This is a genomic window from Nostoc sp. 'Lobaria pulmonaria (5183) cyanobiont' (genome assembly GCF_002949795.1).
Classification (GTDB): Bacteria; Cyanobacteriota; Cyanobacteriia; order Cyanobacteriales; family Nostocaceae; genus Nostoc.
On the sequence record NZ_CP026692.1, the window covers coordinates 158,578 to 180,369 of the forward strand.

Annotated in this window: 19 protein-coding genes; 8 read left to right on the top strand and 11 right to left on the bottom strand. The window is 42.0% G+C overall.

Annotated features, from left to right (window positions below; all coding sequences use genetic code 11):
• Window positions 1-83: 83 nt before the first annotated feature.
• The 7 genes from NLP_RS00645 to NLP_RS00675 all read right to left on the bottom strand — a co-directional run bounded on the left by NLP_RS00645 (window position 84) and on the right by NLP_RS00675 (window position 6,232).
• Window positions 84-1,010 carry a LysR family transcriptional regulator gene (locus NLP_RS00645; protein WP_104904702.1) on the bottom strand — a complete coding sequence of 309 codons (927 nt, stop codon included), beginning with the start codon at window positions 1,008-1,010 and terminating at the stop codon, window positions 84-86.
• A 246-nt stretch (window positions 1,011-1,256) separates the two neighbouring features.
• The gene (locus tag NLP_RS00650; protein WP_104904703.1) at window positions 1,257-2,045 is read right to left on the bottom strand and encodes a BMC domain-containing protein; all 789 of its coding nucleotides are present in this window, start codon (window positions 2,043-2,045) and stop codon (window positions 1,257-1,259) included.
• A gap of 57 nt (window positions 2,046-2,102) precedes the next feature.
• Window positions 2,103-2,879: a transferase gene (locus tag NLP_RS00655; RefSeq protein WP_104904704.1), complete on the bottom strand. Its 777-nt coding sequence runs from the start codon at window positions 2,877-2,879 to the stop codon at window positions 2,103-2,105.
• A gap of 183 nt (window positions 2,880-3,062) precedes the next feature.
• Window positions 3,063-5,066, bottom strand: coding sequence for a ribulose bisphosphate carboxylase small subunit (locus NLP_RS00660; RefSeq protein ID WP_104904705.1), 2,004 nt, complete (start codon window positions 5,064-5,066; stop codon window positions 3,063-3,065).
• 112 nt (window positions 5,067-5,178) lie between these two features.
• Window positions 5,179-5,481 carry a EutN/CcmL family microcompartment protein gene (locus NLP_RS00665; protein WP_094327600.1) on the bottom strand — a complete coding sequence of 101 codons (303 nt, stop codon included), beginning with the start codon at window positions 5,479-5,481 and terminating at the stop codon, window positions 5,179-5,181.
• A gap of 6 nt (window positions 5,482-5,487) precedes the next feature.
• The gene (locus tag NLP_RS00670; protein WP_010995041.1) at window positions 5,488-5,832 is read right to left on the bottom strand and encodes a carbon dioxide-concentrating mechanism protein CcmK; all 345 of its coding nucleotides are present in this window, start codon (window positions 5,830-5,832) and stop codon (window positions 5,488-5,490) included.
• Between the two features lie 91 nt (window positions 5,833-5,923).
• Complete coding sequence (locus NLP_RS00675) at window positions 5,924-6,232, bottom strand: carbon dioxide-concentrating mechanism protein CcmK (RefSeq protein WP_012410633.1); 309 nt, start codon at window positions 6,230-6,232, stop codon at window positions 5,924-5,926.
• Window positions 6,233-6,887: 655 nt separating this feature from the next.
• On the opposite strand from NLP_RS00675, the gene NLP_RS00680 reads away from it, so the two are divergent.
• The 3 genes from NLP_RS00680 (at window position 6,888) to NLP_RS00690 (ending at window position 11,550) form a co-directional block, all read left to right on the top strand.
• Window positions 6,888-8,744, top strand: coding sequence for an NAD(P)H-quinone oxidoreductase subunit F (locus NLP_RS00680; protein ID WP_104904706.1), 1,857 nt, complete (start codon window positions 6,888-6,890; stop codon window positions 8,742-8,744).
• Between the two features lie 84 nt (window positions 8,745-8,828).
• Entirely contained in the window at window positions 8,829-10,334 is a 1,506-nt protein-coding gene (locus NLP_RS00685; RefSeq protein WP_104904707.1) for an NADH-quinone oxidoreductase subunit M, read from the top strand.
• Window positions 10,335-10,419: 85 nt separating this feature from the next.
• Complete coding sequence (locus tag NLP_RS00690; RefSeq protein ID WP_104909721.1) at window positions 10,420-11,550, top strand: CO2 hydration protein; 1,131 nt, start codon at window positions 10,420-10,422, stop codon at window positions 11,548-11,550.
• A gap of 7 nt (window positions 11,551-11,557) precedes the next feature.
• Here the strand turns inward: NLP_RS00690 and NLP_RS00695 are convergent, their stop codons facing one another.
• Together NLP_RS00695 and NLP_RS00700 are read right to left on the bottom strand one after the other, a co-directional pair.
• Window positions 11,558-12,259, bottom strand: a complete 702-nt coding sequence (locus tag NLP_RS00695; RefSeq protein WP_104904708.1) for a Uma2 family endonuclease — start codon at window positions 12,257-12,259, stop codon at window positions 11,558-11,560.
• 105 nt (window positions 12,260-12,364) lie between these two features.
• Complete coding sequence (locus NLP_RS00700; RefSeq protein ID WP_104904709.1) at window positions 12,365-12,616, bottom strand: UPF0175 family protein; 252 nt, start codon at window positions 12,614-12,616, stop codon at window positions 12,365-12,367.
• Window positions 12,617-12,714: 98 nt separating this feature from the next.
• Between NLP_RS00700 and NLP_RS00705 the strand changes: the two genes are divergently transcribed.
• Window positions 12,715-13,485 (top strand): transposase, encoded by a 771-nt coding sequence (locus NLP_RS00705; RefSeq protein ID WP_104904710.1) that lies wholly within the window; start codon window positions 12,715-12,717, stop codon window positions 13,483-13,485.
• Window positions 13,486-13,573: 88 nt separating this feature from the next.
• Here NLP_RS00705 and NLP_RS00710 read toward each other — a convergent pair whose 3' ends face one another.
• Both NLP_RS00710 and NLP_RS00715 read right to left on the bottom strand, forming a co-directional pair.
• Window positions 13,574-16,471, bottom strand: coding sequence for a GUN4 domain-containing protein (locus NLP_RS00710; RefSeq protein ID WP_104904711.1), 2,898 nt, complete (start codon window positions 16,469-16,471; stop codon window positions 13,574-13,576).
• A 703-nt stretch (window positions 16,472-17,174) separates the two neighbouring features.
• Window positions 17,175-17,537 carry a hypothetical protein gene (locus tag NLP_RS00715; RefSeq protein ID WP_104904712.1) on the bottom strand — a complete coding sequence of 121 codons (363 nt, stop codon included), beginning with the start codon at window positions 17,535-17,537 and terminating at the stop codon, window positions 17,175-17,177.
• Between the two features lie 154 nt (window positions 17,538-17,691).
• Here NLP_RS00715 and NLP_RS00720 point away from each other — a divergent pair, with 154 nt between their 5' ends.
• From NLP_RS00720 to NLP_RS00735, 4 genes are all read left to right on the top strand, one after another.
• Entirely contained in the window at window positions 17,692-18,039 is a 348-nt protein-coding gene (locus NLP_RS00720; RefSeq protein ID WP_104904713.1) for a hypothetical protein, read from the top strand.
• Between the two features lie 222 nt (window positions 18,040-18,261).
• Complete coding sequence (locus NLP_RS00725; protein WP_104904714.1) at window positions 18,262-18,756, top strand: hypothetical protein; 495 nt, start codon at window positions 18,262-18,264, stop codon at window positions 18,754-18,756.
• A gap of 225 nt (window positions 18,757-18,981) precedes the next feature.
• Window positions 18,982-19,308: a DUF6464 family protein gene (locus NLP_RS00730; protein WP_104904715.1), complete on the top strand. Its 327-nt coding sequence runs from the start codon at window positions 18,982-18,984 to the stop codon at window positions 19,306-19,308.
• A gap of 679 nt (window positions 19,309-19,987) precedes the next feature.
• Window positions 19,988-21,061, top strand: coding sequence for a glycosyltransferase family 4 protein (locus tag NLP_RS00735; protein WP_104904716.1), 1,074 nt, complete (start codon window positions 19,988-19,990; stop codon window positions 21,059-21,061).
• The last annotated feature ends 731 nt before the right edge of the window (window positions 21,062-21,792 follow it).

Below are 21,792 nucleotides of genomic sequence, written 5' to 3' on the forward strand. Positions count from 1 at the left end.
TTGTCAATGTTTATCGGTCTAACAGTCAACCCCTTTAGGGAATTCGTAATTCGTAATTAGGAATTATTTTAACCGTGAGTTGGTTAAAACGTACTATAAGCAGTATCAGCTTTTTGCTCGACAAAATTCTTTGCCGCAGCTAGTAGATACTCATAATAGGCACGAGCGACGATAGATAGCTGCTTGCCAGATGGGTAAACCATGTACCAATACCGCTGAATCGGGAAGTGTTGCACATCTAAAATGCTGAACTCTGAAGCGTCTGATAGTAAGGTATGACGGGATAAAACAGAAATTCCTAAACCACCTGCGATCGCTTGTTTAATTGCTTCATTACTTCCCAATTCTAGCTTGACTTTTACCGTCACCGCTTCTTCTTCAAATAGCTTTTGGACGGCGCGACGAGTTCCTGAACCTGGTTCCCGCATAATAAAAGGTTGGTTAGACAGGCGTTGTATAGGAATATTTTTTTCTTTGGATAAAGGATGATTAGTTGGTGCAAAGACTATCAAAGGATTTTCTAAAAATGGTTCACAAGTCACATCTATATTGTCTGGAATTTGACTCATAATATATAAGTCATCCAGATTCTGACTCATCCGTTCCAAAATTTGTTCGTGATTTGTAACTTGCAGCGAGATATCAATCCCTGGATAAAGTTCGCAAAATGGTCCTAACAAACGTGGGATAAAATATTTTGCTGTTGTAATCACTGCCAAACGTAATTGTCCTTGTTTTAGCCCTTTTAAATCTGCTACCTTCATTTCATACTGGGCTATATTGTGAAAAATCTGCCGACAAGTAGCAAATAATTCCCGTCCTGCCTCCGTCAGATACAATCGCTTCCCCACTTGCTCAAATAATGGCAAACCTACCGATTTTGTGAGTTGCTTGATCTGCATAGAAACAGTAGGTTGGGTGAGAAACAATTCCTCAGCAGCACGAGTAAAGCTACTGTGCCGTGCCGCCGCCTCGAACACCTTTAACTGGTGCAGCGTCGCTTGGTTCAAGGGTGATTCTCCTATATATAGCGATTAATAGATATAAAACTAGTATTGCTGAATACTGGCAAATGATATAGTGATGCTCACAGAAAGTTACGAGGTTTATCATAGATAAAACTCTATACTTTCTATTGGAATAAAGGTATTTTATTTATGGATTGAAAAAGCTATTATTCAGAATAGCTTAAGCGTAAGATGCCTTCCATCTAAACGATGAATGTTGAATAATGATTTCTCAAAATTCATCTATCATCATTCATCATTCCATAATTCTTCTTGAACTTTTGTAGGTAGCTTGGTTAAGTCTGGTAATCTTAGTACCTCAAGTTCCGCAACTTGTTCTTTAATATTCACTGGCAAGTTTAACGGTTCGCGTTCTTCTATCCAGCAGCTTGCTAGTGGCAAGGTTAACTCCATTTCGTCCAGCGGTCGGGGAATTACCATCACTGCATTCAATTCCCCAATGCGTTCTGCTTCAAACATTCCCGCTTCCACTGCTACCGCCACATTTGCTACGGAACCCCGAATAATCGCTGTACACAAACCCCCACCAATTTTCTCGTATGCTGCTAAATGAACATCAGCAGCTTTGAGCATGGCATCACACGCTCCTACCATCGCGGGAAATCCTCGCGTTTCTACCAAACCAATTGCTTGGTTACTCAGACGGCTGGAATTGCCCTCTTCCATTAATTTAGTGAAACGGGTTGTGATCGGAAGCACTATATCTAGGTTGGGATAAGGTCGGGGAATTACCAAACTAGAAATCAATTGACCAAACTGTTCAGCCGTTTGCACACCTGATTCTACCGCCAGACGCACATCAGCAATTCCACCCCGGATGATCGCAGTACAATGACCGCCACCAATTTTTTCATACCCAACGAGGTGAACTCCCGCCGATTTCAGCATCATATCCGCTGTACCAACGATCGCCGGAAAGCTGCGGGTAGAAACTAAACCCAAAGCAGTATCCTGAAAGGTTTCTTGATTACTCACTCCCTGAATGGTGCGAATAGACCGTTGATTATATGTTTCCATGATCAATTCTCCAAAATACGGAAAAAGCCGACAACTTACAATTAACACTTACTCGGACTAATCGTCAGAGTTTGGGTCGCTCAAGGATTGTCTATGAGGAAACAGTGTAGTCAACAGTCTGTTTATGCTTCCTTGTCCATAAATTTGAGTCCCAAAACCGTTAGGGGATTCTGCGGCTAGCTGACTGGGGTCTGAGTTCTGTTCTGTAGACGGTTGGGCGGCTTCTGCCAAAGTGGAGTCAGCATAATTCGTTGGTTCCTCCACAGGAGAAGGCTGACTTTCTGGAGTCGCGGGAGATTTAAAATAAGAAATCGACTTGTTTTGTTTGAAATCTACAAAAGCCGAAGCTGAGAAATTAGTTGAGGAAATTTCCTTTTCCTTAACTCCACCGGAGCGATTTTCCTCTTCCTTCGGTGATGGTGCATTTGTAGTAGAAGTTGGGTTATTTGTAGATGGTTCTGGCTGCTTTGCCCTGGCAATCTGCCGACTGGTGTCTCCTAAAATTGAACCAGGCGGTACTACTTGTCCAGGTTCAACCGAATAGTTAAAAACTGTAGTCGCAGAACCAATACAAGCATTTGCGCCAATTTTGCCCTTGCCAATCATCAAAAAACCTGCTCCCAGGTTTGCACCTGCTTCTACCTCTAGGGTGCCTTCATGGACTTGGAGAATTGCTCCCATGCCAATACAGACCCCTGGCCCAATGACGATCTTGCTGTTTACAGCCGCTTGGAGGATCACCCCAGGTGCAAGTACCGCGCTTGGATGAATAGTCACCTCACCACTAATGTAAGAATCAAAGTTATTGCTGAGGCGCAGTAGCGGCACAGACATGGAAATTTTAACCTCGGAAGCCGGATGTAGTTCTGAGTGCTGTTAGCTTTCTTCGGGGCCTTTAGCCTGTGCTGAGTTCTGAGTGCTGAGTAATTAGTATGTTTCAAAATCTGAGTTTACAGTTGGTGTGACTGGTGTCTTTCAAGTGTTAACTCAGCACTCAGCACTTTTAACTCAGCACTGCTATGGTCGTTGGATGATCGTTTCTAATAGGCGACGCTTGGCTTTGGGGTCAACACCAATTAAGCGCACATATTCCCCTTGGTATTCACCGAGTTGTCTTTCTACGGCTGCGATCGCTTCTCTTTCTGAGGAGGCTTGAATTTGACCGGTACTAGTCCAGGAACCTGTACGGAATCGCCGTTGATCTACGTGTTCAATGCTAATTTTTGAGCCGCTAGCCAATAATTGCCGGAGTTGGTCTACGACTTCACTACTCAAGCGGGTACTGGTAGCTGTTGCTATAGCAGTAGTAGAGTATGCACTGCTAGTAAATGATTTCTGAGTGCCAGAGGAGGCTACTTGATCGTTTGGACGCTGGATAATGGTCTCTAATACCCGCCGTTTGGCTTTAGGATCGATGCCAATTAAGCGTACATATTCCCCTTCGTATTCGCCGAGGTGTGCTTCTATGGCTGCGATCGCTTCTCTTTCTGAGGAGGCTTGAATTTGACCAGTACTAGTCCAGGAACCTGTACGGAAGCGGCGCTCATCCACGTGTTCGAGGCTAATTTTAGACCCGCCAGCCAATAAGTGCCGAAGTTGGTCTACCACTTCAGAACTCAAGCGGTTACTGCTAGCTGTTCCGACAGAGGGTGCTGCACTACTAGTAAATGATTTGTGACCACCAGAGGAAGCTACTTGACCATTTGGACGTTGGATAATGGTCTCTAATACCCGCCGTTTGGCTTTGGTGTCAATGCCGATTAAACGTACATACTCGCCTTGATGACTTGCTATACATTCTTCCAAAGCGGAGATGACTTGATTTGTGGAAGTTGCTTCAATTGGCTTGCAACTAGTCCAGGAACCAGTGCGGAAACGACGCTCATCTACGTGTTCCATGCCAATTTTGTAACCACCTGCCAAGAGTTGGCGAATTTGCTCTAGAGTTTCGCCATTGACTTGGCCACTGCTAGAACTGTTACCATTACCATTACTGCTGCTGTAGCTGCTGTAACTACTATTGCCACGACTAGCCGGCGCTTTAAAACTGGTAGCTGGTTTTGCATCATCATCGGGACGTTGGATGATGGCTTCTAGCACACGTCGTCTACCTTTGTCAATGCCAAACAGTCGGACATACTCGCCGCTATGCTCTTGTAGACAGCTTTCTAATGCTGCGATCGCTTCATTGAGCGATCTCGGTTCGATTGGTTGACAACTAGTCCAAGAACCTGTGCGGAAACGTCTTTGGTCTACATGTTCCGTACCAATTTTATACCCTTGCCCCAATAGATACCGCAACTGATCTATTGTTTCTCCACCCAAGCTATTGCTCGACACTTCACTACTCCTTTCCAACTCTAAAACAGTAATACCATTACCTGTATAAGATTTAGCGTTCTCATCCCGAATGGGTGCTATACATTTACTATCCGCAGCACAGAGATAACCAGCTCGTAATGCCTGATTAATCCCAACCACATGATGAGCAAATTCTTTATCCTGATCTTGCACATCTGGCAAACGGTCCGCTTGCTGCTGGCTGGTAATTATTGCTCCCGAAGGTACATACTTCCCAGATGGAATCTCTACGTCTTGAATCAAAGCGTGCATCATCACGATGCAACCTGCACCCACCCTGGCATTAAACACCGTAGAGCGAAAGCCAATGAAGGAATTATCACCTACATAAGCTGGCCCGTGAATTAGAGCCATGTGGGTAATGCAAGTGTTTTTACCAATCCATACTGAGTATTTATTTTGGTCATCGCCAATTACTCGGCCTTGCTCCAACCCATGAATGACAACACCATCTTGAATATTGGTGTTTTCACCCAGATAAAAAGGTGTGCCTTCATCCGCTCTAATCGTAGTCCCCGGAGCAACGATTACATTTGCACCTATTCGTACATCCCCAATTACATTGGAGAATGAATGTACAAAGGCAGTTTCATGGACTTTGGGTTCAGCTAAATTCCTTGACCACGGGGTTGGGGGTGCCGCCGTGCTGCGGACTGCCATCGCGAGATTCCTCCTGTATTGTCATTTGTCAGTTGTCATTTGTCAGTTGTCATTTGTCATTTGCCCTGAACTAATGACTAATGACTAATGACTAATGACTAATGACCAATGACTATCGATATTGATCTTTTTTGCTGTAAATGAGGCGATCTTCAACGTAAATAGTATCTATGATCGCCACCACTGCTGCATCCAATGGACGCTGTTCATTGCCAACAACTTGACGAGCGGCACTACCACGAGTGATGAGTACCCACTCATCTACTCCTGCTCCCACAATATCTGCTGCTACTTCATACTCTGGTAGGATATTGCCGTTTTCATCTACTAATTGTAACAACAGTAATTTCACACCTCTAAGAGTTGGATCTTTTTGGGTGCTAACTACTGTGCCGCGAACTTTGGCAATTTGCATTACAAATTACGGTCTTCTACCGAAAGGACGAATTGCGTTCACATTCTCCCGGAACTGCTCTACGTCTTCGGTATAACGAATTGGGAGGACGTATTCCAAGTTTTCGTGAGGACGAGCAATGATATGAGTAGACAACACTTGTCCGCCATTGACTCGCTTTACAGATTCAACTCCTGCGGCCACAGAAGCTTGCACTTCTGAAACGTCACCCCGGACAATTACTGTCACCCGACCACTACCGATTTTTTCATAACCTACTAAAGTGACGCGGGCAGCTTTCACCATCGCATCAGCGGCTTCCACCACTGCTGGAAAGCCTAGCGTTTCAACCATTCCCACTGCAATTGACATTAGTTTTAATCCCTATTTCAAAGTTTTTAGTCTTGGACAAAAGTGATGCTCGATCGGGTAAAGAGCGTTAATTTCTTTGTTTAAACAGCTTTTAAGTACGGAATTGTTCGACCGCTTCTGTGTAACGTATCGGCAAGACGTATTCCAGGTTTTCGTGAGGACGAGCAATGATGTGAGTGGATAACACTTCACCACCAAAGACTCTTTTCGCCGCTTCAACTCCAGCTGCTACAGAAGCTTGCACTTCCGATACATCTCCCCGAACTATCACGGTGACGCGAGCGCTACCAATTTTTTCATACCCTACTAAGGTGACACGGGCGGCTTTCACCATCGCATCAGCAGCTTCCACCACTGCTGGAAAGCCCTTTGTTTCAATCATTCCAACTGCAATTGGCATCGCAGAACTCCTACAAAATTAATGCAATCTGTACTGTCGTTTGAATTTTTTGACGGGGAGAGCCTGATCTTATAGCTAAGAAAACACTTCCAAATTAAGCATAGGAAAGCTTGGCGTTCCTGGCAATATAAATTACTATAATAGTTTATGATAAGAAAGTTTTAAAAAACTTAACATAAATTTATCTTGGCTTCTGAGCAATTAAAGTTTACTGATTCCTTGAGCAGCCACTTATGCTTTATAATTTCTTTATCACATTTACAAAACGACATTCATAACCAAGGCTAATCCTATCTGACGAGGGGTAAGCAGCGGCTGTATGTTTTGCTGTATCTATCTTTTCTCAAATATTGCTAAGTGTACAAGGACTAGGTGAAACATATATAAGTTTTTTAAATATATCGTATAAAGTACTTTGGTCAAAGTAGAAATACAAATGTAAAAAGGTCGGTGATGTTAAAGCAAGTAAATGCTTTTGCTTATGTAAAGTTATATTTTACTTATAATTAATAGGGTAACTTTAAGTAAAAGTACTTCTGTAAGTTTAGTTAAAATAATAGTAAAAAAACATCGATATTTTGATAAATTAATTTTATTAAAAAAAATTGTTTTGAATTTTTTTAAAATCAAGGCTGAGTCATCAAGGGAAATTTAAATGGATCAATTTCTATTTTCAACAAGTTGGTTTGTGCCTTTGTATAGCTTATTAGGCGCAATTTTGACCTTGCCGTGGGGAATAGGAATAATTCAGCGAACAGGGCCAAGACCTGCGGCATACTTCAACTTGTTGACGACCGTTTTAGCTTTTGTCCATAGCCTGTTTGTATTTAAAAATATCTGGGATAGAGAACCAGAAAACTTACTAATCAATTGGTTCAAAGCGGCAGATTTAGACTTATCTTTTGCCTTGGAACTATCGCCAGTCAGCATGGGGGCAACAGTTTTAATTACAGGGTTAAGCTTACTGGCACAAGTTTACGCTCTGGGTTACATGGAAAAGGACTGGTCGTTAGCGCGTTTTTTTGCGCTGCTGGGATTTTTTGAAGCGGCGCTGAGTGGTCTAGCAATCAGTGATTCTTTGTTTCTCAGTTATGCCCTTTTGGAAGTCCTGACGCTTTCGACTTACTTGCTGGTGGGGTTCTGGTATGCTCAACCACTAGTAGTAACGGCGGCGCGAGATGCGTTTTGGACTAAACGGGTGGGAGATTTGTTGCTGTTGATGGCTGTAGTGACACTTTCCACCTTAGCCGGGAGTTTGAACTTTTCGGATTTATATGAGTGGGCACAAACAGCTAATTTAAGCCCAATGACATCGACGTTACTAGGGTTGGCGTTAATTGCTGGACCTGCTGGTAAATGTGCCCAATTTCCACTGCACCTGTGGTTAGATGAGGCAATGGAAGGGCCCAACCCCGCGTCGGTAATGCGCAACTCTCTGGTAGTAGCTGGTGGTGCTTATTTACTGTATAGATTTCAACCATTATTAGCCCTATCGCCAGTTGCCTTGAATGCCTTGGTAGTCATGGGTACAGTGACAGCAATTGGGGCGACATTAGTATCCATAGCTCAGATTGACATTAAGCGATCGCTGTCTCATTCCACCAGTGCATATATGGGGTTAGTGTTTTTAGCAGTGGGGTTACAGCAAGGGGGTGTAGCCTTGATGTTGCTGTTAGCTCATGCGATCGCCAAAGCATTATTATTTATGAGTTCTGGTTCAGTCATCTTGACTACCCAAAGCCAAGACTTAACAGAAATGGGCGGTTTGTGGTCACGGATGCCGGCCACCACCACTGCCTTTGTGGTCGGTTCAGCCGGGATGGTGACACTGCTACCACTAGGAAGTTTCTGGGCAATGCTAGCATGGGCTGATGGTTTCGTGAGTATTAGCCCTTGGGTAATTGGGGTTTTAATATTAGTCAATGGTTTGACAGCATTGAATTTGACAAGAGTATTTAGATTAGTCTTCTGGGGTAAACCGCAACAAAAAACCCGTCGCACCCCAGAAGTTGGTTGGCAGATGGCCTTCCCAATGGTATTTCTGACAGTGCTAACTCTACTTCTACCTCTAATGTTACAGCAATGGTACTTACTACCCGATTGGGAAAGTATTAATTGGTATGTGGCCTTAGCGTTGTTTGGGTCTACAGTAGTGGGCGTAGGTTTAGGGTGTACAGTTTATCTACACAAAGCTTGGTCTAGATCCAGAATCTTGGCATGGAGATTTCTGCAAGACCTGTTAGGTTATGATTTTTATATTGACCGAGTTTATCTTGTAACCGTGGTAAGTGTAGTAGCACTGCTATCTAAAATTTCTGCTTGGAGCGATCGCTACTTGGTTGACGGTTTAGTAAACTTGGTTGGGTTTGCAACCATTCTTGGCGGACAAACTTTAAAGTACAGCATTTCTGGACAATCTCAGGGCTATATGTTGACCATCCTAGCAGTTGTCAGCGTCCTGGGTTTTTTCATCAGTTGGTCATTGGGTTTACTAGATAAATTGCCTTTTTAAGAGTGCTGAGTGCTGAGTGCTGAGTTAAGGAGTTAAAAATTTATTATTTTCTCCTTACTCCCCTGTTCCCCTTACCTAAAGTCTATGCTTAGTGTTTTAATTTTAGTGCCGCTAATCGGCGCAGCTTTAATTGGTTTCTCACCCTCTGGCATCAGTGGGAAATTCGCCCGTAGGGTGGCTTTGGTCTTTGCCAGTATTGCTTTCTTGTGGACAATCCTATTAGTAACTCAGTTCCATCCCAAAGAAATTACTCAACAGTTTGCTGAGTCTCTTCCTTGGGTAGATGCTTTAGGGTTGAACTATAACCTTGGGATAGATGGTTTATCTTTGCCATTGCTGGTTCTAAATGGATTGTTAACTTGTATTGCCATTTACAGCAGCGATGAATCCCTACAGCGTCCGAAATTTTATTACTCTTTGATACTATTATTAAGCGCTGGGGTGACAGGAGCTTTTCTAGCACAGGATTTACTGTTATTTTTCCTGTTTTACGAATTGGAACTAATTCCGCTGTATTTGCTGATAGCCATTTGGGGTGGCGCGAAGCGGGGTTATGCAGCGACTAAATTTCTCATTTATACAGCCGTTTCAGGAATCCTGATTTTAGCAAGTTTCCTCGGCATGGTTTGGCTGAGTGGTTCCTCTAACTTTGCACTAGCAACCTTGAACACGACAACTTTACCTCTAGCAACACAGCTATTACTGCTAGCGGGAATTTTGGTAGGTTTTGGGATTAAAATTCCCTTAGTTCCCTTTCATACTTGGTTGCCAGATGCTCACGTTGAAGCTTCCACACCGATTTCCGTGCTATTGGCTGGGGTGCTATTGAAGTTAGGAACTTACGGCTTACTGCGCTTTGGGATGAACTTGTTACCAGAAGCTTGGAGTTATCTAGCTCCTTGGTTGGCAACTTGGGCAGTAGTAAGTGTGCTGTATGGTTCATCATGCGCGATCGCCCAAAGCGATATGAAAAAAATGGTAGCATACAGCTCCATTGGACACATGGGTTACGTGCTTTTAGCGGCGGCGGCGGCCACACCTTTAAGTGTGTTAGGTGCTGTGATGCAAATGATTAGCCACGGCTTGATTTCCGCAATGCTGTTTTTGTTGGTAGGGGTTGTGTATAAAAAAGCCGGAAGCCGTGATTTAGCAATCATCCAAGGATTACTGAACCCAGAACGAGGTATGCCAGTAATCGGTAGCTTGATGATTGTCGGAGTCATGGCCAGCGCTGGTATACCGGGAATGCTAGGGTTTATTTCCGAATTCGTAGTTTATCGGGGAAGTTTTCCAGTTTTTCCAGTGCAAACTCTGTTATGTATGCTTGGTACTGGTTTAACAGCAGTTTATTTCCTAATACTCGTCAACCGCGCCTTTTTTGGACGCCTATCTGCATCAGTTACCAACTTACCGCGTGTGTATTGGAGCGATCGCATCCCACCTGCAATTTTAGCTGTGCTGATTGTGATTTTCGGCATTCAACCTAGTTGGTTAGTGCGCTGGACTGAACCAACAATTACAGCAATGGTAAATACCCAAAATGTAGTATTAGCAGTGTCCTTGGATAAAGCAGTGGGGAATGGGGACTAGGGAATGGGGACTGGGGAAAAGTTTTCCTAATGCCCAATACCCAATGCCCAATGCCCCAATCCCTAAAATTTTTGGAGATATGGCAATGGTAACTATTAAAAAAAAAGCTACTCGCAATCCCTTAGCTGAGTATATTGAACGTCTACAAAAAGGAGATGCATTACTCCCCGATAGTCCAGAGAATGTGCTGGAAGTTGTTGGTATTCTTAAAAGCTATGGGGTAGTTTTAGATGCCTATTCAAAAAATCTTAACTATATTGCCGAGCATCAGTTTTTAGTATTTTTCCCATTTTTTAAATACTTTAATGGGGACGTTTCTTTTCAGAAATTACTTCGTCACTGGTGGCATGACCGAATTAATTTTGAATATGCCGAATATTGCATGAAAGGCATGATGTGGCACGGTGGCGGCGGACTAGATACGTATTTAGATACACAAGAATTTCAAGAAAGAGCGCAAGCTGTTATCGCCGTAAAATTTAAAAATAATCCCTTCATTTTGGGTATTAACCAACTGTTTCCAGATTTCTTAACAGAACAGTTGCGTGTCTCTGCTTACTACACCGGTTTAGGTCAATTCTGGCGAGTCATGGCTGATATGTTCCTCAGCTTATCAGACCGCTATGACCGAGGCGAAATCAAATCGATTCCCCAAGTTGTAGACCACATTAAAGCAGGGTTAGTGGCAAATGCATCAAACCCAATTACCTACGCTGTCAAAATTCGAGGTAAGGTCTATGAAATAATTCCTAAAAGCGTTGGTTTGACGTTCTTAGCAGATACAGCAATACCTTATGTAGAAGCAGTATTCTTCCGAGGAACTCCTTTCCACGGTACTGTTTCATACAACGCCCAAGGATATCAAATTCCCCCAGATCAAACTCGATTTCAATATGGTGCATTGTATGCCGATCCTTTACCCATCGGTGGTGCGGGTATTCCTCCTACCTTGTTGATGCAAGATATGCGTCATTATCTTCCAGAATATTTGCACGAAATTTATCGTCGCAGTCTGCGGGGTGAAGATGATTTGCGAGTCCAAATTTGCATGAGTTTCCAAAAATCGATGTTTTGCGTGACGACAGCAACGATTTTGGGACTGATGCCTTATCCTTTAGATACTAAAGATCCAAATGAGGAAAAAGGTAATCAAATTTATTTAGAGAAGTGGATGAGTCGGTTACAAACTTCGCGGTTGCTGGATGTGAATAAATAGGTAAAGATTAGACTTCTGGTTCAACGCCTAAAGAGCGCAATTGAGCAGTCAAGCGATCGGCTCTTTCTTCACCAGTCAACAACAAATTACCTTGCAAATCCCACCAGCGTAGCCAAGGTAATTCCATATTGTAATATTGTCCCTGCCAAATTCCTAACTCAACTCCTAAAGGATGTATAGGATAATGTCCCCGTTCATTTGCTATTAATAACTGATATTGTCCACCAATTAATTCATAAACTTCCACACTGGCTTTATTCATTTCATAAATGCTGTAGAAGGGAGGACGAATCACCTGCTCATAAATCCAAAATTTTCCCTTCCAAGGAGTTTTGTCTCGCTCCTGACTACCATCGCCAGAAACAAATTCTAATGCAATTAATGGGGCAATAAACTCTCGCCAGAGTACATAAGACCTGCGCGTTTGTCCATCCAGAGTAGGTGGTACATTCCCTACATAAAACCAGTCTGGTGCTTCTGCGCCTTTTTCTGGGGGGTCAGTAATGCGCCAGTAGATACCGCTATCTTGACCAATACAGTATTGCCCATCAGGATGACGTTTTTGCAATATCGGTTTAATCGAGTCGGTTAGGAGAATGCTTTGGGGATGTTCCTGAAAGTTTTTCACGAATGTACCATCAGACTCAGGAAGCTGTGTATGGTCTGGGAACGGGGTGAGGGCGGTGGATGGATCGGTTGCAGAGGTCATAAGACTACCTTTGCAGGAGTAAGGGTTGTTTTTTAGTTTAGCAGTGGAAGGGGAGATGGGGCGATCGCTTACTACTCGCCAACTAATGCCAGAATCATAGGTGGTTCAGCCACGTTCTAATTCCCGTTGTAAGTCATCAAAATCAACAATGAAGGCATCGATTTGTTCACGGGATAAAGCCAGGAGAAAATCTGTTCTATCTAAATCGGCGATATTAGCTGCTTTCTCTTGAGAAATTTCACTGCGTCCATACCAGTGTATGGCCGCAGCCAAACGCAATTCACGGACAAACTCATTAGATGATAGGCGCAGGGCAGAAAATATTTCTTCGGGTAGCTCTAAGGTGACAATAGTCATAAATCTTATGCAGTGTGAAAGCCTATTCTAGATTTTCACTATATGAAAAACAATTCGCAATGGGCTACGCCCCGCTACGCTAACGCAATTAAATACTTATGCCCCGCCCTCGACGCGAACTTAAATCAGGCTTTTGTTATCACATTACTACCCGTTGCAATAACCGGGAATTTCGGCTGACGCGGTTAGAATGTCGTGAAGTTTTCCTTTATGCCATTAAGAAGGCACAGGATAAGTATAAATTTAAACTCTATGCTTTGTGCATTATGTCGAATCATGTGCATTACTTGATAGAGCCACAACAGCCAGAAGATTTGCCCAAAATTATGCACTGGCTCAACTGGTATACTGCCATGTGCTTTAATCGAATGTTGAACCGCACTGGGCATTTTTGGGAGAAGCGATACCACAGTACAGGTTTTAGCAACACAGATCGACAACGGGCGTTGAATACTCTGCGATATATTCACGCTAACCCAAAAGCGGCGGGAATACAGCAGGGTTTTTTCTATGACTTTAGTAATTATGGCACTCACGACCGTTTGAGTAATGATGGCATAACTCAATGGCATCCAGCATTTTTACAATTGGGGCGAACTTTAGAAGAGTGCGCGGCCAGGTATCGCAGATTTTGTCAGAAATATAAGCCAAAAGCGCAACCAGAAAAGCGAAATTTTTGGGGAAGTCACTTTTTGCCTTCGATGATTAAGAGTGGGAAGGCTAAAAAGTCGTCGCCTGGGCAGATGAGTTTACCTTGGGATAACCAGAGGGTGACGGAATCTACTGAGGTGCATGAGGTAGCGGAAAAATTTATTCAGGCAAATCGCTATCAGCCGACGGTGCCAGGTATCGGATTTATGAAATGTTGATTATTGCGGTGAGGTATCGGATTTATGAAATGTTGATTATTGCGTGGGAAAAGAGGCTGTGATAAATGTTTACAAATTTCTGAAAGCTTTATATGTTACATTTTACAAGTCGCGACGCGAGAAAAAAGAAGGTGTTCTTACTGTTCGTGGTATTGGTATTGAAATTAGAAGGTAAGTGTCCCTCACAGGCAGAGGCACTATATTTTACTTTACTCAAATCTATCCAATTGTCACCCACTCTCCACTCCACGCGATCGCCGAAGCGACTAAAAGCTTTGTATATTTCGTCTAAATCAAAATCATCCCTAATACCACCAAAACGTGCATATATCCTTATGAAGGGGGCGAAAATCTTCAACAAAGGTGAACTTGTTCGACTTCCTTCTAAGATTCCACCCTCTTCGAGATATATTTTTTTCTGAACACTAAACCCAAATTTTCCATTGCTGTAATTAACCCACAGTTGGTCAATAGTTCTCAAGTCTTCACAGGGAAATTCCTGAATGTCTTCTATTTGCAGATAGCCTTGTTTTTCCCTTCCTGCGACTTCCAGCATCACCTTAAATGTTTCCTCATCAGCCTCTTTCCACATACCTGCTGCTAGATAGTAAGCGAGTTGATGATACTTTTCGGGTATGCGAAACCGGACTAGGTGAAATTTCTCTGTTGAGGTTTCGCGCCTATAACAGATTCCTGCCTCACCAAATCGTTCTCTAGTTCTCTGACTCAACCAGGCACAAAACGCATTTCCTTGGGCAAAGCCGATTTCACCTGGTTTGATTTCAATAGTTAAGTCGCTGTTGGTTGTCTCTAAGAAAAACAGGCGATATTCTGCCTCAGTAATCTCAGTATCATCTACCACTTGCCCTGGCCAGATTTTGTCACCTGTCTCTGTGGTGGCGATCGCCATCTGGTCTTCTTTTTCTGAACTCCCTACAAAACAATCTTCGTTCAGGTGATTTAGCCGTTTTTCCAGTTGCACTGATGCTGCTAACTTAAAAACTTCCAGGTCATCTGACTTCAAACCCTCTTCTACCTTTTTCAGTAGTTCCTGTTCTTTCTTTGGACTAACTCTGAGCTTGTTCTGCAAACACTCGTAAGCAAGGGTTAAGGTGGCGACAGTTGGGTTGTTTAATGCCGCATCAATCAGGTTATCGACTTTGACTTGACCTGCATAGAATAAAATAGTTTGTCTCCTCCAATCCAGGTATTGGTTATTTTTTCCATCCAGGTATTGGTTATTTTTAGTAAAAACTTCTAATAAATAAGGCTCATGCTCTGCCTTTGTGAGTTCAACCGCCGTTAAATACTCCTGAAAGGTGCGATGGGTAAATTCATAGAGTTTTTCTTGTTTGCGATCGCTCAACAGTTCTCGCACACCACTATCATCTCTTTCGATAAAATCTTCTGGTTTAACCTGTTGTCCCCCCTCAACCATCTGAGCTAGTTCTGCCTGAAGAAACTCTTTTGCTAGAAAAATATTACTGTCCTGATTACTCTCATCTAGCGTAAACTGAAGTACTTGGCGTTTGGTCATCTCCAATGCGAGTGCCTGCAAAGCTTCTTGCTTTTGCTCTGGCTTGAGTGGATATCGGGTAGTTCCAGAAGCAGATTGCCGTCCTTGGAGAAGCACATCACAAACTTGCTTGTAAAGTCCTGTTCGGGTTGGAGAAAGACTCGTTTTCTGCTTGTAAGTATTAATAATCAATGCCAGTAAAAGCGGGTTAGTTGCCATCAAGCGGAGTGAAGAAACTGCATCAATTTGCCGCACTAACTCGTTTTTTTTGGATTCGGCAATTTTCTTCAACTGTTTTTGTGATTGTTTTCTAGAATTTTTACGTTTTTCTAGATTAAAATACCACTTGAAAAGAAAGCTATTGCGCTGTTGAGTGGTGAATGACCGCACAAAATAAGCTGGGGTATCTGGCAGAGGAGCTTGATTGTAAGCTTGTGGACGCGATGTGAGAATGAACGGTAATTTATGCTGATAATTTCGGAGTTGCTGATAAACCCAAGTACTTACCTGCCGTCGATGCTCATCGTCCGCAACTTCATCGAGTCCATCTAACATTACCAAACACTTGGCGTCTTTAAGCTGTTTTATAAACCAATCATGAGTTTTTGTTGATTCATCTCCCATCGCTTTAGCGATTACTTGAGCTAGAGAGGAGTTAGCATCTGCAACAATAGCGGGAGCCACATCTCTCAACCTCAACAAAATAGGAATAAGTTGAGGCAAACCTCGACACAATTTTGATTGTTTTCGCAGAGCAAGCAGAAGCGTGATGTGCCGTAAAAGTGTGGTTTTTCCTGAACCAGGCGCTCCTAAAATTACCAGTCGTCGCAACCTCGAATTTTTTTTCGTAATCTTTCTCAGCAAACTACTAATTTCACTTTCCTGCTGAGTAGTAATAGTTATAGAGGTTGCTGTTTGCCCGGATTCCGAATTTTGCTCCGGCTCAGTTTGATCACCGGAGGTCAAATCTTGAGGATTAGAAACTGGCGTTTCTGAATTAAAGCCCAAGGGGACAAATACATTTTCCAGATCCAGTCCTTCGCCACTAAATCCGCGCCCCTGGTATTCTTCACATTCAGCTATTTGTCGGGCAAGATACTCTGCCCCAAACCGATCTGTAATTTGCGTCCACCATTTGGGAATTTGAGTAGTAAGTATCCAGTCCAAAAATTTATCGAAATAGGGAAGAAGTTTATTCCCAATTCTGATGATGATAAAGACAAGAACGGTGATTCCTAAAAAGATAGCAAACTCTTTCCATCGGGCATTTTTGGCATGATCAGCAGCAATAGCAATAAAAATACCCGGTACACCCCACCCGACTAATTTGTTATCTAAAATCTTTTGTACCGATTCCCACCAAGCGGGTTGATTATCTTGGCTTTGAGTCATAGTAATTAATAAAACTTGACTTAATAAACTGCGTCCACGTTGAAAACCGTAGTTCTGTATGAATAAAAAAACCCTCATCCCCCAGCCCCTTCTCCCAATATTGGGAGAAGGGGAGCCGGAAAGAAGTCCCTCTCCCTACTTGGGAGAGGGATTTAGGGTGAGGGCAAAAACTACGGTTCTCAACATAGATGAGGTTTAACTTAATATTATGTTAATTAAGACCGCAGGTATTCCTAAACTGATAAACTTTGAATTTAAGATTTTTCAAAAGCCCTCAAGGTTCAACAGCGTGTTCTGGTCTTGTCGATCGCTTGTTCTAAAACCTGATTTTAGCAGTATAAGCGATCGGTACCTACGAAAATACACTTAATGAATAATTTAAGTAAATTTTAATGAGATACTAGGCTTCTGGTTCAACACCAAGCGATTCAGTTTCTCTGAAACTCAAGCGATCGCTATCTTTTTCGTTAAGTTTCAATATCTTGCGATCAAATATTATCTATTCTCGAAGAATTAGTCAACTTAAGCCCCGGCGAATAGAATTCGCGGCTACACAGGCAAAGTCCGCCTCCGCAGACTAAGGTCAAATTAAGGGTTTGAAACCCACGGAGGTAGGTTTTGTTTGTGTAGACGCGGTTTCTAACCACCTGTTTCTTATATTTTGTCTTTCCTGTCAATGCGTAAGTCCTAATAATATTTATCGATTGGTTCGCCACCTAACCAAGAATCTCCCGAATTGAATTCGGGAGAGTGTCAAAAAAATCCAAATGTATTGTCTTTATCAAGCAACAACCTCTTGCTTAGGCTTCCGCGCTGGACGCTTGCGTTCGCTGCGACGAACGCCCCCTGCCATTTTGTACTCATCGCTATTCTTGCCATACTTTGCAGCTACGCTGACTAACACATGTTCTGTTAGTTCCATCAGCGACTTTTCGGCTAATTCTAAAGCTCCCTGAGTTAGATCGACGGTGGAGAGGCTGGAGTTATAAACTTCCAACTTGTCCTGTGTTTTTTTGATGGCGGTGGCAAAGGTGTCAATAGTGACTCCATTACCTAAATCTAAGGTGGGATTAATCGATTTCAAACCCGCAATCCGACGCTGTGCTCTATCAAGTACTTTAGATCCACGTTTTGGACGTGACATATATAACTTTCCTTTTCTTAATCATGCACTAGGATAAAAACTGACTTCTATCCTTGTCTTTACACCATTAGGATAAATAAAATTGGGGTGATTGACACCCGCAATATTCAGTATTGTTTAAAAGATTTAGTACAAAGAATATTGTGTTTATTCAGTGAATTTATTGAGATTTATCCGAATTCAAGAAACGACTGCCCGAATTCAAGAAACGATCGCCCGAATTCAAGAAACGACTGCCCGAATTCAAGAAACGATCGCCCGAATTCAAGAAACGACTGCCCGAATTCAAGAAACGACTGCCCGAATTCAAGAAACGACTGCCCGAATTCAAGAAACGATCGCCCGAATTCAAGAAACGACTGCCCGAATTCAAGAAACGACTGCCCGAATTCAATATCGCGCTTCTTGTTTGATTGCAATATCGAACTCCTATTTAATTTTTGCGAGGCTCGGTACGCCTTTATCTCGCTTCGCTCATGAAGATTCCCTGCGATCGCCCTGATTCCTCATGCTTAATCTATGTAAAAATGTTTAGTTAAATTATTTTAAGAGTATAAAAACATATTGTAGAAAATATAAAAAAGGCGATCGCTGCTCACCAAAGCGATGGGTATTTTTTTAGTAGGAAGTTCCTTATTCTCTTAGGCATTATCATTTCATAGTACAAGTATACTAATTAGCTGCTAAAATGCTTTAAAAGTCAGCTAGCCTTGCTTGAGGTAGTATGAAAAAAATCCCAGACACGGACAAAAAGCCCATTTTGCTGTTCCAGCCTACATTTGTAACTACTGCTATAGTGCCACTGCAACCCCAAGAAAAAAAAATCATCAGTGAAGGAGAGCGTTTTATAACACAAGTCGAACGCATCAATCAGATGGCGGAAGAGTTAGAAGCAGCGATATTAGAGTTGAAAGCGATCGCTAACACAATAAATACTCAAAAACGTTACCCACTCTTGATAAAGGAGCTATGCAAAAATATTTGTCAGTATTTCGCAGTTAGCATCCCTTGGGTGAAACGAAAGTCTGACGAATCATTTATTTTGACAACGCGAAAAGTTGATTTATTCCGAGCCGAAAGGGAAGCTGCACTGCTAGCAGAGCAACTTCGTCAGCAAACCAAAAAAAGATTAGCATCGCAGCGACACAGAAAAAACAAGAATGGGGCTGAAGCTGACACAAAACGCTTCTTCAAAAAGGTATTAGTCAACAAATCTTAAAATTATCAACATTCAACGGCAGATCGCCTCTGAGGTTGTAACAGTTATGCTGATTGAAGTGGCAGAAGGAACTTGTTCCTCAAAATTGCTAGATACTACACTGCCATTATTTCTTTGCAACCATAGTTGGTAACAAAGAAAAGCCGCCCTAATATTTGCACTTCCGTAAAACCAGAGTGTAACATCAGGGACAATCAATCAGCGCCTAGAAGAGGTAAAAAGAAGGTGTTAAAGACACTTTTAGTGATTGCCATTGGTTTTTTACCGTCCCTGTTTTCCCTGTGGATGATGCGTAGAACCCAGCGATCGCGCTTGCAGATGAGGCAAGCAGCCATGAATTTTCCAGTAGTACAGAGACGGCAAAACGTCAGACCTGTGGAAGGCGATCGCTATTATTTAGAAGGTGTAGGTTATCTGATTGGCGATATCAGCTGCAAATTTAATGCCCGATCTGGCTACATCCGCTGTGCTATCAATCCCGACGGCCCATGTAATGGTTGTCGTCATTACGAACCTAGAGAGTTGAGAGGTGGTAGTGAAAAGAAGACTTAAGAGACATAGCCTCCCCCACAAAAGCTCAGAATAAGATTAGCTCGACTTTATCCATTTGCTAAAACTGCGATCGCATAAATTGCCCTCTCCATCTGTTTAAGATCAAGTCCTTGTCGCCATTGGTTTTACCAGATGAGGCATACTAGTAGGTCGAAGCAAGCTACACGAAGCATTTCTTAGAGAAGCGCCTTGTCTTTGGGCATAGCTTCCTCAAAAACTCGTTTTTCCTAAACTATTTTTAGTATATTTTTCACTATATGTTGCTTATCTAGTAATTTTTTCTAATATTATACCTATTACCGATGTACACGGATAAAAAATTAGAGGTGTATACTACTTGAGTGATAACTTGTGGGAATGTAGGAGAAATAGTAAAATATTCAGGGTGTTACTGATTCTACTGATTTATTGACGTAGTACAAACCTGCTGTCGTCAACGACTTAAGTAGATTGGCACAATAAAACTAAACTAATGAAGAAAGAGAAACTAGGCTAAAACCCTTTACTATTGTGTCTCCTGCCTTATCCCAACGACAAATATTTACGCCGACCTACTTATTGCAATTGACTTCTTTGAACAAGCTATTCAATCATTGTTAGAGATTCTCAACAAGTTATATTTTGAATTCCTTGACTTTCAACTTGAGTTCTTATCTAAAAAATACAGAGGTTAACGCCAATGAACCAACTAAATGTATTAATGCTGGGGCCTAGTTTAGAACAAAATGGAGGAATAGCAACACTTGAAAATCTGATAATTAAGCATAGTCTTCCTTATATCAAAATCCAGCACATAAACAGCCATGATGAAGGCTCAATTGCTTATAGATTAAGTGTTTTTGGCAAATCTTTAGCTATATTGGTATGGAAATTATTAAGTCAAAAAATAGATGTTGTACACATTCATATTTCTGGTGGTGGTAGCATTCTGCGAAAAGCAATTTTTTGTGTTGTTGCCTTTCTCTTTAACAAACCCGTCTTGATGCATACTAATGGTTCCGGATTTCATCTAACTTACGCTAAACTTCCTCAACTAGCACAGCAACTTGTAAGTAAAATATTTCAGCGCTGCCAAGGGTTTATAGTTGTTTCAGAAAGTTGGCAAGATTACTATATCTTGAATCTAGGTTTAAATCCTAAGCAAGTTATTGTCTTGCCTAACCCCTCGGAATTACCTACACAGATTCCTGACCGCAAAAATCGGTCTCAAATCAGTTTGGTCTTTTGTGGGCGAGTCGGTGAACGCAAAGGGGCATTTGATTTGATTCAGGCATTTGCTAACCTGTCGGATCATCAAAGAAAATGTAGTCGGCTAATTATGGCAGGAGATGGTGAAATCGAAAAAGCGCAGCAGTTGGCTGCTAGTCTCAACCTTGCAGACGAGATAACTTTTTTGGGTTGGATTAATTCCGAAAAACGGGATGAAGTGTTGTCACAAGCAGATGTGTTTATTTTGCCTTCTTACAACGAGGGTCTGCCTCTGGCGATTGTGGAAGCTATGAGTTGGAGTTTGCCCGTGATTTCAACCCCTGTAGGAGGCATTCCTGAATTAGTGATTTCAAATAAAAATGGTTTGCTAGTTCCCCCAGGAAACATTCAACAATTATCAGAAGCTATGGAATTGTTGATTGAAAATGAAACTTTACGGCTCTCTCTGGGGAGTGTTGCTAGGCAAAATGTTGAACCATTGGATATTAAAAATTGTTCCATTCGTTTAGCTGATATTTATGATTCATTATCAAAATTTAATTAAGTTGAGGTACTAATGAGAATCAATATTTGGGGAGTTCAAATCGATCAATATAATTTTGATTAAGTTGGAGAAAAAAGTGAAGGCTTGCTTGGGGGGTTTTGCTGTTACCAACAATACTTTTCAAGCATCCTCCAAGTGATTCTCGACTTACTTTATCTATCAAACAACTAATTGTCTAAGAGATGATTGATTTCTAAAGTAAACCTTAACTTGTAGTAGCGTGGCAAGCCGAAAATGTTGTATTAAATTTTGTAGGTTGGGTCGAAGTAGGAGACCCAACACCACGATTAATGTTGGGTTTTGTTCTTCAAACGCCACTTGCTTTAAGCCGGGAAACCCTAGTCGAGCAGTGGCTCCCCAACCTACATTTAATGCACTATTTCAGCCTTGACACGCTAGTAGGGTGCGTTACGGCTAGTACGTCACGGCAAAAATAAACCTACTATCTGAAATTGGTAAAAAGCTTGTAGTATAAGTATTCTTTCTTTTGATTTTTGCCTTATTGTACTAGTTTTTACTCTCTTAAAGCTCAAATCTTTACATAGCCCTAACACACCCTCCCCTTCTACCTGTGAATAGTAAAATCATTATTAATTCTAATAACTTGTATTGACAACCACTTGGAATATTTGTCTTTGCATGGTCAAATAAAAATGATTTAATAAAATTCTTGCAAAAGTATAGTATAAATCTGCCTAATTTAGTTTGCAGACATTATTAACTTTTGCTGA